Source organism: uncultured Microbacterium sp., from assembly GCF_913776565.1.
In the GTDB taxonomy this organism is placed as follows: Bacteria; Actinomycetota; Actinomycetes; order Actinomycetales; family Microbacteriaceae; genus Microbacterium.
This window is the reverse complement of record NZ_CAJYPF010000067.1, coordinates 1-12,106: the sequence shown is the minus strand read 5'-3', so window position 1 is coordinate 12,106 and position 12,106 is coordinate 1. Positions and strand designations below refer to the sequence as shown.

11 protein-coding genes are annotated in these 12,106 nt (G+C 70.0%); 3 read left to right on the top strand and 8 right to left on the bottom strand.

Translation table 11 applies throughout. The annotated features are described in order from the left end of the window. Positions 1–69: 69 nt before the first annotated feature. Together rpsD and QZ433_RS04175 are read right to left on the bottom strand one after the other, a co-directional pair. Positions 70–699, bottom strand: a complete 630-nt coding sequence (gene rpsD, locus QZ433_RS04180; protein ID WP_013586600.1) for a 30S ribosomal protein S4 — start codon at positions 697–699, stop codon at positions 70–72. A 186-nt stretch (positions 700–885) separates the two neighbouring features. Beyond that, positions 886–2,280 (bottom strand): replication-associated recombination protein A, encoded by a 1,395-nt coding sequence (locus tag QZ433_RS04175; protein ID WP_295780157.1) that lies wholly within the window; start codon positions 2,278–2,280, stop codon positions 886–888. Positions 2,281–2,354: 74 nt separating this feature from the next. Between QZ433_RS04175 and QZ433_RS04170 the strand changes: the two genes are divergently transcribed. From QZ433_RS04170 to QZ433_RS04160, 3 genes are all read left to right on the top strand, one after another. Continuing rightward, on the top strand, positions 2,355–2,642 hold the full coding sequence (locus QZ433_RS04170; RefSeq protein ID WP_295780156.1) for a dioxygenase: 288 nt from the start codon (positions 2,355–2,357) through the stop codon (positions 2,640–2,642). 97 nt (positions 2,643–2,739) lie between these two features. After that, a complete protein-coding gene (locus QZ433_RS04165; RefSeq protein ID WP_295780155.1) occupies positions 2,740–4,368 on the top strand; it encodes a DUF349 domain-containing protein in 1,629 nt (542 codons plus the stop codon). Positions 4,369–4,433: 65 nt separating this feature from the next. Continuing rightward, a complete protein-coding gene (locus tag QZ433_RS04160) occupies positions 4,434–4,973 on the top strand; it encodes a type IV toxin-antitoxin system AbiEi family antitoxin (RefSeq protein ID WP_295780154.1) in 540 nt (179 codons plus the stop codon). On the opposite strand, the gene QZ433_RS04155 is transcribed toward QZ433_RS04160, so the two are convergent. The 6 genes from QZ433_RS04155 to ruvA all read right to left on the bottom strand — a co-directional run. Next, positions 4,960–7,209, bottom strand: a complete 2,250-nt coding sequence (locus tag QZ433_RS04155) for a bifunctional (p)ppGpp synthetase/guanosine-3',5'-bis(diphosphate) 3'-pyrophosphohydrolase (RefSeq protein ID WP_295780153.1) — start codon at positions 7,207–7,209, stop codon at positions 4,960–4,962. The genes QZ433_RS04160 and QZ433_RS04155 overlap by 14 nt on opposite strands. Positions 7,210–7,298: 89 nt before the next feature. Next, the gene (gene secF / locus QZ433_RS04150) at positions 7,299–8,285 is read right to left on the bottom strand and encodes a protein translocase subunit SecF (RefSeq protein ID WP_295780152.1); all 987 of its coding nucleotides are present in this window, start codon (positions 8,283–8,285) and stop codon (positions 7,299–7,301) included. Further along, positions 8,285–9,991, bottom strand: a complete 1,707-nt coding sequence (gene secD / locus QZ433_RS04145) for a protein translocase subunit SecD (RefSeq protein WP_295780151.1) — start codon at positions 9,989–9,991, stop codon at positions 8,285–8,287. The genes secF and secD overlap by 1 nt, the downstream gene beginning before the upstream one ends. 42 nt (positions 9,992–10,033) lie before the next feature. Beyond that, positions 10,034–10,486: a preprotein translocase subunit YajC gene (locus tag QZ433_RS04140; protein ID WP_295780150.1), complete on the bottom strand. Its 453-nt coding sequence runs from the start codon at positions 10,484–10,486 to the stop codon at positions 10,034–10,036. Positions 10,487–10,567: 81 nt separating this feature from the next. Next, entirely contained in the window at positions 10,568–11,614 is a 1,047-nt protein-coding gene (gene ruvB, locus QZ433_RS04135; protein ID WP_295780149.1) for a Holliday junction branch migration DNA helicase RuvB, read from the bottom strand. Then, positions 11,607–12,106: Holliday junction branch migration protein RuvA (gene ruvA / locus QZ433_RS04130; protein WP_295780148.1), on the bottom strand; the 500-nt coding region annotated here is incomplete at its 5' end. The genes ruvA and ruvB, both read right to left, overlap by 8 nt.

Sequence of the window (12,106 nt, the reverse complement as noted above, 5' to 3'; positions counted from 1 at the left end):
GGGAGAGCGCGACCGGGAACGACGAAGGGCGCCGGGAGAACCCGACGCCCCTCGTGTTGCTCGCTGGGATCAGCGGGCGGCGTAGTACTCGACGACGAGCTGCACGTCACAGGTGACGGGCACCTCGGCGCGCTTGGGGCGACGCACGAGCTTGGCCTGAAGCGTCGACAGGTCGACCTCGAGGTAACCCGGGACGGGGGGCAGCACTTCGGCGTGCCCACCGGCGGCGGCGACCTGGAAGGGCTCGAGGCCCTCGCTCTTGGGCTTGACGTGGATCTGCTGACCCGGCTTCACGCGGAACGACGGGCGGTCCACGAGCTGGCCGTCGACCAGGATGTGGCGGTGCACGACGAGCTGGCGCGCCTGCGCGGTGGTGCGGGCGAAGCCCGAACGCACGACGAGGGCGTCCAGACGCATCTCGAGCAGCTCGACCAGGTTCTCACCGGTCAGGCCGTCGGTGCGGCGGGCCTCGTTGAACGCGATGCGCAGCTGCTTCTCGCGGATGCCGTACTGCTCGCGCAGACGCTGCTTCTCACGCAGACGGACGGCGTAGTCGCTGTCGGCCTTGCGCTTGGTGCGGCCGTGCTCGCCGGGAGCGTAGGGACGCTTCTCGAGGTAGCGGGCGGCCTTGGGGGTGAGCGCGACGCCGAGGGCGCGCGACAGACGCACCTTGCGGCGGTCCTGAGACTTCGTGGTCACGAAGTTCTCCTTCCGATGACGCGGCCGCGCCTTTCGCGGCTCGCGGGCGTATCGCCCCCTTCCGCCCGATCCGAAGCGCACGCCGGGGCGCACCGGAAGGTGATCACAGGAAGGAGGGGATGCCCGAAAACCCTGTTTCGAGCCGGTTCATGTTATCAGAGGCCGTTGCGCGGCCGCCGTGTCCTCTCACGCGCCGTCGAGGATGCGGCGGATCTTCTCGAGCCGCGCTGAGACGTCCCGTTCGGCACCGTGGCTGGTCGGCTGGTAGTACCGACGTCCGCGCAGCTCGTCGGGGAGGTACTGCTGCGTCACGATGCCGATCTCGCTGTCGTGCGCGTACTTGTAGCCCTTGCCGTGTCCGAGTCTCTTCGCCTCCGGGTAGTGGGCGTCGCGCAGGTGCATCGGCACCCGCCCGAACCCGCCGGCGCGCACGTCGGCGATCGCGGCGTTGATGGCGTTGTACGCCGCATTCGACTTGGCGGTGGTCGCGAGGTAGATCGTGGCCTCGGCGAGGGGGATGCGCCCCTCGGGCATGCCGATGAAGGCGACCGCGTCGGCGGCGGCGACGGCGACCTGCAGCGCCTGCGGGTCGGCCATGCCGATGTCCTCCGCGGCCGAGATGACCAGGCGCCGCGCGATGAAGCGCGGATCCTCCCCCGCCTCGATCATGCGCGCGAGGTAGTGGATCGCGGCGTCCGCGTCGGATCCGCGCACCGACTTGATGAAGGCGCTGATGACGTCGTAGTGCTCGTCGCCTTGACGGTCGTAACGCAGCAGGGCGCGGTCGACGGCCTGCGCGATGTGGTCGGCGGTGATGACGGGCGGCTGGGCCGCAGGCTGCGCGTCGTCGTCCGATGTGTCGCCGTCCTCGGCATCCGTCCGCCCCTCGAGCGTTCCGGCGTCGTCTCCGGCGACTGATGCCGCGGCCTCGAGCGCGGTCAGGGCGCGGCGGGCGTCCCCCGACGCCAGCCGCACGAGGGCGGCGCGCGCTTCGTCGTCCAGGACCACGCGGCCCCCGAGACCGCGGGGGTCGGCGACGGCGCGGTCGACGAGGGCGCCGAGATCGTCGTCGCCGAGCGGGCGGAGCGTGAGCAGCAGGGAGCGCGAGAGCAAGGGGGAGATGACCGAGAAGGACGGGTTCTCGGTGGTGGCCGCGATCAGGACGACCCAGCCGTTCTCGACGCCGGGGAGCAGGGCATCCTGCTGCGCCTTGGTGAAGCGGTGGATCTCGTCGAGGAAGAGGATCGTCGACTGGCCGTAGAGGTCGCGCTGGGTCAACGCCTCTTGCATGACCTCGCGCACGTCCTTCACTCCGGCCGTGATCGCGGACAGCTCGACGAATCTGCGACCCGAGGAGCGCGCGATGGCCTGGGCGAGCGTCGTCTTGCCCGTGCCCGGGGGACCCCAGAGGATGACCGACACCGCCGAGCCTGCCGCCGAGGAGTCGGTGGTCGCCAGCGTGACCAGCGGCGAACCGGGGCGCAGCAGGTGCCCCTGGCCGGCCACCTCGTCGAGGCTGACCGGCCGCATGCGGACGGCGAGCGGCGTCTGGCCCTGGAAGAGCGCGGCGGAGGGGGTCACCGTTCCAGGCTAGCCGGGGCCTCGGACGTCGGCTTTGTAGGATCGATTCGCCCGGAGGGGCGGAGGAGGACCACGTGGCAGCGCGAGGCAGAGACCGGCGGACCCGCGAAGAGCGCGAGCGGGCGCGCGCGTATCAGGCGCGCGTCGAACTGCACGAGCGACAGGGGCGCCGGCGCCGCCGCGACAACATCCTCGGCGTGGTCGTCGGGCTGGTCGTCGTCCTGGGCGCCATCGGCGTCCAGACGGCCTATTTCACAGCCGGACCCGGGATGCCGCAGCCCACCCTTTCGCCGACGTCGACCCCCGACGTCCCCGCGACCGGCACCCCCGCGCCGGCGCCGTCGGAGTCGACGGCCACCTGACATATCGCGCACGCGAGCCTGTGTCGGCCGTGCCGTCCGTACTAGGCTCGGAGAGTCCTTCTCCCCCAGGCGGTCCTGCCGCGATGAGGTGCTATCCGTGTCTTCCGTTCCTTCCCCCGAGACCTCCGACCCGCGCGACGACGTGAACGCCGTCGAGGTCGATCCCTCCTCTGCGGCCGAGGCCGATCCCTCGACCGGCGACGACGCCGTTGCCGAAGAGGCAACCTCCGGTGATTCCGCTTCGGCGACGGATGCCGAGACCTCCGCAGACGCCGGCGCCACCGTCGCGACGAGCGACGAGCACGTGTCGGTCGACGCTCCGGACGAGACCGCCGCGCAGCCCACCGCCGATGAGCCCGTCGCCGATGAGCCCGTCGCGGACGAGGCGGCCACCGAGGCGCACGCCGATGAGCAGTCCGCCGCGACGCCCGCTCCCGCGACCCGCCCGACCCCCGCGCGCGTCCCGGGACCGCCGCCCGGCAAGACGGCGTCGTCGACCACCACCGAGCCCTGGGGGCGCGTCGACGAGGACGGCACCGTGTCGGTCCGCGAGGCCGACGGGTGGCGCGTCGTGGGCCAGTACCCCGACGGCACCCCCGCCGAGGCCCTCGCCTACTTCCAGCGCAAGTTCTCGGATCTGGCCGGCGAGGTCACCCTGATCGAGACCCGTCACCGTCGCGGTGGGGCCTCGGCATCCGATCTGCGCTCCACCGCCAAGGCATTGCGCGCCAAGCTCGACGGCGCCGCCGCGGTCGGCGACCTCGCGGCTCTCGTCGCCCGGGTCGATGCCCTGACCTCCGAGCTCGCCGAGGCGAGCGAGACCGAGGCGGTCGCGGCCAAGCAGGCGAGCGAAGAGGCCGTGCGTGAGCGGACCGCGATCGTCGAAGAGGCCGAGGCCCTCGCCGCCCGGGATCCGCAGACGGTGCAGTGGAAGCAGATGACCGCCGACATGGCGGCGCTGTTCGACCGGTGGCAGGCACACCAGCAGAACGGTCCGCGTCTGTCCAAGTCGACCGCTCAGCAGCTGTGGCGTCGCTTCCGCGATGCCCGCGCGACGGTCGACCGCCACCGCCGCGAATTCTTCTCGTCGCTCGACGAGACGCACAAGGCCGCCCGCGAGGCCAAGACGCGTCTGGTCGAGCGGGCCGAGGCGCTTGCGCCGCGCGGCGAGGACGGCATCGGCGCCTACCGCGACCTGCTCGACCAGTGGAAGGCGTCCGGCCGCGCCGGTCGCAAGGTCGACGATGCGCTGTGGGCCCGCTTCAAGGCCGCCGGCGATGCGCTGTACGGTGCGCGCATCGAGCGCGAGTCGGCTGAGACCGAGGCGTCGAAGGAGAAGATCGAGCAGAAGCGCGTCCTCCTCGAGCAGGCCGCCCCGATCGTCGACGAGAAGAACCTCGCCACGGCGCGGCAGAAGCTCACCGCGATCCAGCGCCAGTGGGACGAGATCGGTCGGATCTTCCCCCGCGACAAGGAGCGTGCCCTCGACGACGAGCTGCGCAAGATCGAGCAGAGCGTGCGCACGCGCGAAGACGCCGACTGGAAGCGCAACGATCCCGAGCAGAAGGCGCGCGCGAACGACATGACGCGTCAGCTGACCGACGCGATCGACAAGCTCGAGGCCGAGCTGGCCGAGGCCGAGGCCCGAGGCGATCAGCGTGCGGCGAAGCAGGCGGCCGAGGCCCTCGAGGCGCGCCGGACCTGGCTGCGTGCCCTCGGCGGCTGAACGGGTTCTCCACAGGACGGACGCCGCGCGCGTCATGGGCGACACCGCCCCGCCACACTGGCGGGATGGTGTCGCCCTTCCTTTTCTTCCCCGGTGAGCGTCTCTCGCTCGCCGAGCTGACCGCTGCGTGTCTCGACGGTGACCTCGTCGCGCTCGGCGAGGGGTTCATCCCCGCGGATGCCGTCGAGACGCCGTGGATGCGGGCGCACAGCCTCCTGCCCCTCTTGGGGTCGCGGTGGGCGGCGACCCGCGTCAGCGCGGCGTGGGTGCACGGTGCGATCGCACAGGAACCCGCTTGTCATCAGCTGCAGCGCGTCAGCCCCACCCGTCTGCGCATTCGGAGCGGCTCACGCGCGGAGTATCACGATCTGCGGATGCCGTCGGCCGACGTGGAGCTCGTCGCCGGCGTCCACGTGTCGACGCCCTCGCGCACGCTCGCCGACCTGGCCCGCTCCGCCGCCGACGCGGACGAGGCGCTGGCACGGGAGTGGGCCAGCCGGGATCCCGGTCTCGCCGCCGCCGCGAAGGAGTGGCTGTCGCGACACCCGCGGTATCCGCACGCGCGTCGCGCCGCGGGTGTGCTCGAACCGATCAGGACGAGGTGACGCGGTAGACGTCGTAGACGGCGTCGATGCGCCGGACCGCGTTGAGCACCCGGTCGAGGTGGACGGTGTCGCCCATCTCGAACACGAACTTGCTGAGGGCGAGGCGGTCGTTCGTCGTCGACACCGTCGCCGAGAGGATGTTGACGTGGTGCTCGCTCAGCACGCGGGTCACGTCGCTCAACAGGCCCGAGCGGTCGAGTGCCTCGACCTGGATCTGCACGAGGAAGACGCTCTTGGTCGTGGGGGCCCACTCGACGTCGATCAGCCGGTCGGGTTCTTCTTTCAAGGAACGGACGTTCGTGCAGTCGCCGCGGTGCACCGAGACGCCGCTGCCGCGGGTGACGAAGCCGACGATCTCGTCGCCGGGCACGGGGGTGCAGCACTTGGCGAGCTTGACGAGGATGTCGGGGGCGCCGCGTACGAGCACGCCCGAGTCTCCACCGCGCGGGGCGCGGCTGCGGCCGACGGGGATGTCGATCGGCCCGGTGCTGGTCTCTTCGGCGCTGACGAGCGCCGTGACCTTCTCGATGACCGACTGCGTCGACACGTGCCCTTCGCCCACGGCCGCGTAGAGCGCCGAGACGTCTTCGTAGTGGAACTGCCGAGCCACCTCGGTGAACGAGTCCTGGCTCATCAGACGCTGCAGCGGCAGGTTCTGCCGGCGCATGGCGCGGGCGATGGAGTCCTTGCCCTGCTCGATCGCCTCTTCACGGCGTTCCTTGGTGAACCACCCGCGGATCTTGTTGCGAGCGCGCGTGCTCTTGACGAAGCCGAGCCAGTCCTGACTGGGGCCCGCGTCGGGGTTCTTCGAGGTGAAGACCTCGACGACGTCGCCGCTCTGCAGGGTCGACTCGAGCGGAACGAGGCGGCCGTTGACCTTGGCGCCCATCGTGCGGTGGCCGATCTCGGTGTGCACGGCGTAGGCGAAATCGACCGGTGTCGCCCCCGTCGGCAGTCCGATGACCCGGCCCTTCGGCGTGAAGACGTAGACCTCTTTCGCGCCGATCTCGAAGCGCAGCGAGTCGAGGAACTCCCCCGGATCGGCGGTCTCGGCCTGCCAGTCGGAGATGTGGGCGATCCAGGCCATGTCGGCGTCGACGGCCTTGGCATCCGCTTTCCCGCCCGCCATGCGCTCCTTGTACTTCCAGTGCGCGGCCACGCCGAACTCGGCCTGCTGGTGCATCTCGTTCGTGCGGATCTGGATCTCGACGGTGCGACCGCCGGGTCCGATCACCGTCGTGTGCAGCGACTGGTAGAGGTTGAACTTGGGTGTGGCGATGTAGTCCTTGAACCGTCCGGGCAGCGGCGTCCATCGCGCGTGGATCGCACCGAGCACCGCGTAGCAGTCGCGCACCGTGCCCACCAGGATACGGATGCCGATCAGGTCGTAGATGTCATCGAACTCGCGGCCGCGCACGACCATCTTCTGGTAGACGGAGTACAGCTGCTTGGGTCGGCCCATCACACGACCGCGCACGCGCAGCTCGCGCAGGTCGGCGTCGACGGCGTCGATGACGTTCTGCACGTACTGCTCGCGCTGCGGTGTGCGCTGCTTGACCAGGCTGTCGATCTCGGCGTAGAGCTTCGGGTGCATCACGGCGAACGAGAGGTCCTCGAGCTCGCTCTTGATGGCCTGGATGCCGAGACGGTGCGCGAGCGGCGCGTAGATCTCGAGGGTCTCGGTGGCCTTCTTCGCGGCCTTGTGGGGCGGGACGAAACCCCACGTGCGGGCGTTATGCAGGCGGTCGGCGAGCTTGATCAGCAGCACCCGGATGTCTTTCGACATCGCCACGATCATCTTGCGGACGGTCTCGGCCTGCGCGCTGTCGCCGTACTTGACCTTGTCGAGCTTGGTGACGCCGTCGACGAGCATGGCGACTTCGTCTCCGAAATCGGCGGCGAGCTCGTCGAGAGGGTACCCCGTGTCCTCGACGGTGTCGTGCAGCAGTGCTGCGGCGATCGCCTTGGGCCCGAGGCCCAGTTCGGCGAGGATCTGCGCGACGGCGAGCGGGTGCGTGATGTACGGCTCGCCGCTCTGACGCTTCTGTCCGTCGTGCGCCTTGTCGGCGACGGCGTAGGCGCGCTCGATGATCGCGAGGTCGCCTTTGGGGTGGTGGGTGCGAACGGTGCGCAGCAGCTTGTCGACGTCGTCGCGGCGGGCGGCGCGCGAGAAGATGCGCGGAACCAGTCGCCGCAGTGAGGACGGCGGCGGCGCGGAGGACGCGGTCTCGGTCATCGCCACACCTTCCTCACGGCCAGTCGGACAAGTCTATGCCCCGCGCGGCCCGGTGAGCGGGCCGCGCGGGGTGGGAGCGGGCGGCGGCGTCAGGCCGGGACGCCGGCCTTCTCGCGAGCGGCGCGGACACGCCCGTCGCGCTGGGCGATCGGCTTCTCCTTTTCGCGCAGCAGTGCGTACATCGGCACGGCGACGAACAGAGTCGAGTAGGCCGCGACGATGGTGCCGACGAAGATCGACAGCGAGATGTCGCTCAGCGTGCGCGCGCCCAGGGGCACACCGATGAACAGGATCGCGCCGACGGGGAGGATGGCGACGACCGTGGTGTTGATCGAGCGGATCAGCGTCTGGTTCGCGGCCAGGTTGACCGATTCCGCGAACGTACGCCCCGAGATCTCACCGTCTTCCCGAGTGTTCTCGCGCACCTTGTCGAAGACCACGGTGGTGTCGTAGAGCGCGTACGAGAGGATCGTCAGGAAGCCGATCACGGCGGCCGGAGAGATCTCGAACCCGAACACGGCGTACACGCCGATCGTGATCACGAGGACGTCGACGAGGCCGATGATCGCGGCGACCGACATCTTCCACGTGCGGAAGTACAGCGCGAGGATCAGGAACGTCAGCGCGAGGAAGATGGACAGACCCCACAGCGACTGCCGCGTCACATCCGCACCCCAGGTGGGACCGATGAACGAGTCGGTGACCTCGGACCGCGGCACCTCGTACGCGCTCGAGAGGGCGGCCGAGACCGCCTGCGTCTCGTCCGGACCGAGCTGGTCGGTCTGGACGCGGATGGCCTCGCCGTTGATCGTGGTCACGCGGGTGGTCGCGCCGGGCACGACCGACGTGACGGCCTGGGTCGCCAATCCCTGGTCCACGGATGCCGGGTTCGACACGGTGAACTGCGAGCCGCCGGTGAACTCGATCGAGAACTGCACCGGACGGAACAGCGGGACCAGCGCCGCGCCGATCACCAGGACCGCGGCGATGATGAACCACAGGCGGCGACGCTGCACGAAGGGGAAGGAGGTCTTGCCCGAGTACAGGTCGTTGCCCAGCTGCGACATGGAGCGCATCAGTCGTCTCCCCCCTTCGTGGAGCGGCTATCACCGCGAGCGGCGGCCAACTCGGCCTGCTTGCGCTCGGCGATCGTCTGCCGACGGGCGGCCTCTCCGCGCGAGCGCTTGACCCGACCGGCATTCGCCACGGGGGCCCGGAACTGCGCCCGGCCGCGGTAGACCGCGCCGAGGGCATTCGGATCCATGCCCGAGAGCGGGTGCCCCGAGCCGAAGAAGCGCGTACGGGCGAGCAGCTGCATCACCGGGTGGGTGAACAGGATGAAGATCAGGATGTCGATCGCCGTCGTGAGACCGAGGGTGAATGCGAATCCCTTCACCGTGGCATCCGCGAGGATGTACAGCACCACGGCGGCGAGGACGTTGATGGACTTGGAGATGTAGATCGTCCGCTTGGCGCGCGACCAGCCGTCTTCGACGGCGGCGGTGATCGACTTGCCGTCGCGCAGTTCGTCGCGGATGCGTTCGAAGTACACGATGAACGAGTCGGCGGTGAAGCCGATGGTGACGATCAGACCCGCGACGCCGGCGAGCGAGAGGCGGAAGCCGGCGCGCCAGGCGAGGATGCACAGGGCCAGATAGGTCAGCACCGCCATCACGGCGAGAGAGGCGATGATCACCGTCCCCAGCGCGCGATAGACGATCAGGGAGTAGACGGCGACGAGTCCCAGACCGATCAGACCGGCGATGAGCCCGACCTGGAGCTGCTGGGAGCCCAGCGTCGCCGACACGGTGTCGCTGCTGACCACCTGGAAGCTCAGGGGCAGTGCGCCGTACTTGAGCTGGTCGGCGAGGGCTTTCGAGGACTCCTGCGTGAACGAGCCGGTGATGCTGGGGCGTCCGTCGAGGATGATGCCGTTCATCGACGGGGCCGACAGCACGCTGCCGTCCAGGACGAAGGCGAACTGGTTGAGCGGGGCCTGGGCGCCGTACAGGCGCTGGCTGATCTCGCCGAACTTCTGCGTCCCCTGGTCGTTGAACGCCAGGTTGACCGCCCAGCGGCCGGTGTTCTGCTCCTGACCGTTGGTCGCGTCGGTGATGTCGGTGCCGTCGAGTTCGACCGGACCGAGGATGTACTTCTGCCCGTCGTTGAGCCCGCAGGTGATCATCGGCTGGTCGGTGGGCGCCTGTGCGGGGTTGCTCGGCGGGTTCGCGCAGTCGTAAGCGAGGAACTGCGCCTGCAGTGCCGGGGTGATGTACGCGGGGTCGCTCGCGTTGGTCGGCGACGCCGTGGGCGTGGACGGAAGACTCGGATCGGGGGTCGGGTAGGGCGTGGACTGCCCGTCCTCACCCACGAACGTCGTGGCCGGCGAACCGGCGAAGAGCACCGGACGCAGCTGCAGCTGGGCCGAGCTCTGGATCCGCTGGCGCGTGGCGTCGTCCGCCTGGCCGGGGATCTGCACGACGATGTTGCTCCCGCCCTCGGTCGCCACGTCGGCCTCACCGACGCCCGAGGCGTCGACGCGCTGGCGGATGATCGTGACGGCCTGCCGCAGCTGCTCGCTGTCGGGCGCGGCGCCGTCGGTGGTCTGGGCCTGGAGGATGATCTGCGTGCCGCCCTGGAGGTCGAGCGCGAGCTCGGGGCTCCAGGAGCTGGCGTTGTAGACGTACACGCCGAGCGCGTTGATGCCGAAGAGCACGCCGGTGATGGCGAGCAATCCGGTCAAGACGCGCCAGGCGTGACGGACGGGTGTCGAGGGCGCCACGGAGTCGGCTTTCTGTGCGGCGGTGAGAGAAGGGCGGGTCGGTCAGACCGCGGGGCGGTCTTTGTCGTCGCGGTCGGCGTCGGCCGTGCGAGCGGAGCGCTTGTCGTCGCTGATCGAGGTGATGTCGCCGTCGGCGACGCCCGCGACGTACTCGGCCTCGGCCTCTTCGGCCTCGATGTACTCGTCCTCGGTCACCGCGCCCTCGACGGGGTCGACGATGCGCAGGACGGCCTGGCTGTGCACCTTGATGACGACGCCCGGGGCGATCTCCACCAGGGCGGGCTTGTCGAGGTCTTCACCGTCGTAGTCGACGATGGTTCCGTACAGACCGCCCTGCAGCAGCACCTCGGCGCCGGGAACGGTCTCGCGAGCCTTCTTCTCGAGTTCGGCCTTCTGCTTCTGCATGCGGCGGCGCGAGCTGTAGAACATGAAGACCAGCAGGCCGATGAGCAGGATGATGAGACCGTAGTCGGAGAAGAACCGGGCGATATCCATCGAGGCGGTGCACCTTTCGAAATCAGGCGCGCCGTGCGGCACTGCCTAGCGGGGGTCGGGGAATCCCTCGCCGAGTATAGGTCATCCCCCCTGACCGAACCGGAGCAGGCCGTCGGGGTGGGGTGCGCCCAGATGGTCGTACGCCTCGGGAGTGGCCACGCGGCCCCGGGGTGTGCGACCCATGAAGCCGATGCGCACGAGGTACGGCTCGACGACGGACTCGATCGTCTCGGGTTCTTCGCCCACGGACACCGCGAGCGTGCTGAGGCCGACCGGTCCTCCGCGAAAGCGTCGGACCAGGGCGTCCAGGACGGCCCGGTCGAGGCGGTCCAGTCCGATCGCGTCGACGTCGTAGAGGTCGAGCGCGGCGCCGACCACGCGGACGTCGGCGTGCCCGTCCTCGGAGCCGGCGGACGGACCGTTGACCACCAGATAGTCGCGGACGCGCCGCAGCAGGCGGTTGGCGATGCGGGGCGTTCCGCGAGAACGCCGCGCGATCTCGGACCGCGCCGTGTCGGGCAGGCCGACGTCGAGCATCGCGGCCGAGCGTCGGACGACCTGTTCGAGCTCATCGGGTTCGTAGTACTCGAGGTGCGCCGTGAAGCCGAACCGGTCGCGCAGGGGGTTGGGCAGGAGGCCCGCGCGCGTGGTCGCGCCCACCAGCGTGAAGGGGGCGAGGTCGAGAGGGATGCTCGTCGCCCCGGCGCCCTTGCCCACCATGATGTCGATGCGGAAGTCCTCCATCGCGAGGTACAGCATCTCTTCGGCGGACCGGGCCATGCGGTGGATCTCATCGATGAAGAGGACCTCGCCGGGAGTGAGCGAGGACAGCAGGGCGGCGAGGTCGCCCGCATGCTGGATGGCCGGACCGCTCGACAGGCGCAAGGGGCGACCGCTCTCGTGGGCGACGATCATCGCGAGAGTGGTCTTGCCGAGTCCGGGCGGACCGGACAGCAGGATGTGATCGGGCGAGCGCTGCTGGATGCGCGCGGCGTCGAGCAGCAGCTGCAGCTGGCCGCGGACCTTGTGCTGGCCGACGAACTCGTCGAGCGAGGCGGGGCGCAGGGCCCCCTCGATTGCCAGTTCGGTGTCGTCCTCGGGGGTTCCGGCGTCGCGGACGTCAGCCACCCACGGTCTCCTTACGCGCGGGGCCGAGCAGGGCGAGCGTGAGCCTCAGCAGGGTCTGCACGGAGGCGCGGTCCGCCTCGGAGGCGTTCTCGGCGACGGATGCCACGGCCTCCGCCGCGGTGCGCTCGCTCCAGCCCAGGCCGACCAGCGCCTGCGTGACCTGCAGGGGCACCTGTCCCTGCGCCGAGACGGCCGCGGGAGCGGCGACCGGCACGACGGCGAGCTTGCCGGCGAGCTGGACGACGATCAGCTTCGCGGTCTTGGGGCCGATGCCCGACACCCGTCGGAACGGTGCGTCGTCGTCGTCCGCCACGGCTTGCGCGATCTGCGGGACGGTGAGCGAGGAGAGCACGCCGAGAGCCGATTTCGGTCCCACCCCCGTCACAGAGATCAGCTGGGTGAAGACGGTGAGTTCTTCGCGGGTGTCGAACCCGTAGAGAGACAGCGCATCCTCGCGGACGATGAGGTTCGTGTGCAGGTGGACGTCGTCGC

What these genes read in the sequence shown, in the direction of transcription:
- QZ433_RS04160 (WP_295780154.1), top strand. Translation starts at nt 4,434, where the DNA reads ATGGTGTCGCCCTTCCTTTTCTTCCCCGGTGAGCGTCTCTCGCTCGCC.
- QZ433_RS04155 (WP_295780153.1), bottom strand. Translation starts at nt 7,209, where the DNA reads ATGACCGAGACCGCGTCCTCCGCGCCGCCGCCGTCCTCACTGCGGCGA.
- secF (WP_295780152.1), bottom strand. Translation starts at nt 8,285, where the DNA reads ATGCGCTCCATGTCGCAGCTGGGCAACGACCTGTACTCGGGCAAGACC.
- QZ433_RS04140 (WP_295780150.1), bottom strand. Translation starts at nt 10,486, where the DNA reads ATGGATATCGCCCGGTTCTTCTCCGACTACGGTCTCATCATCCTGCTC.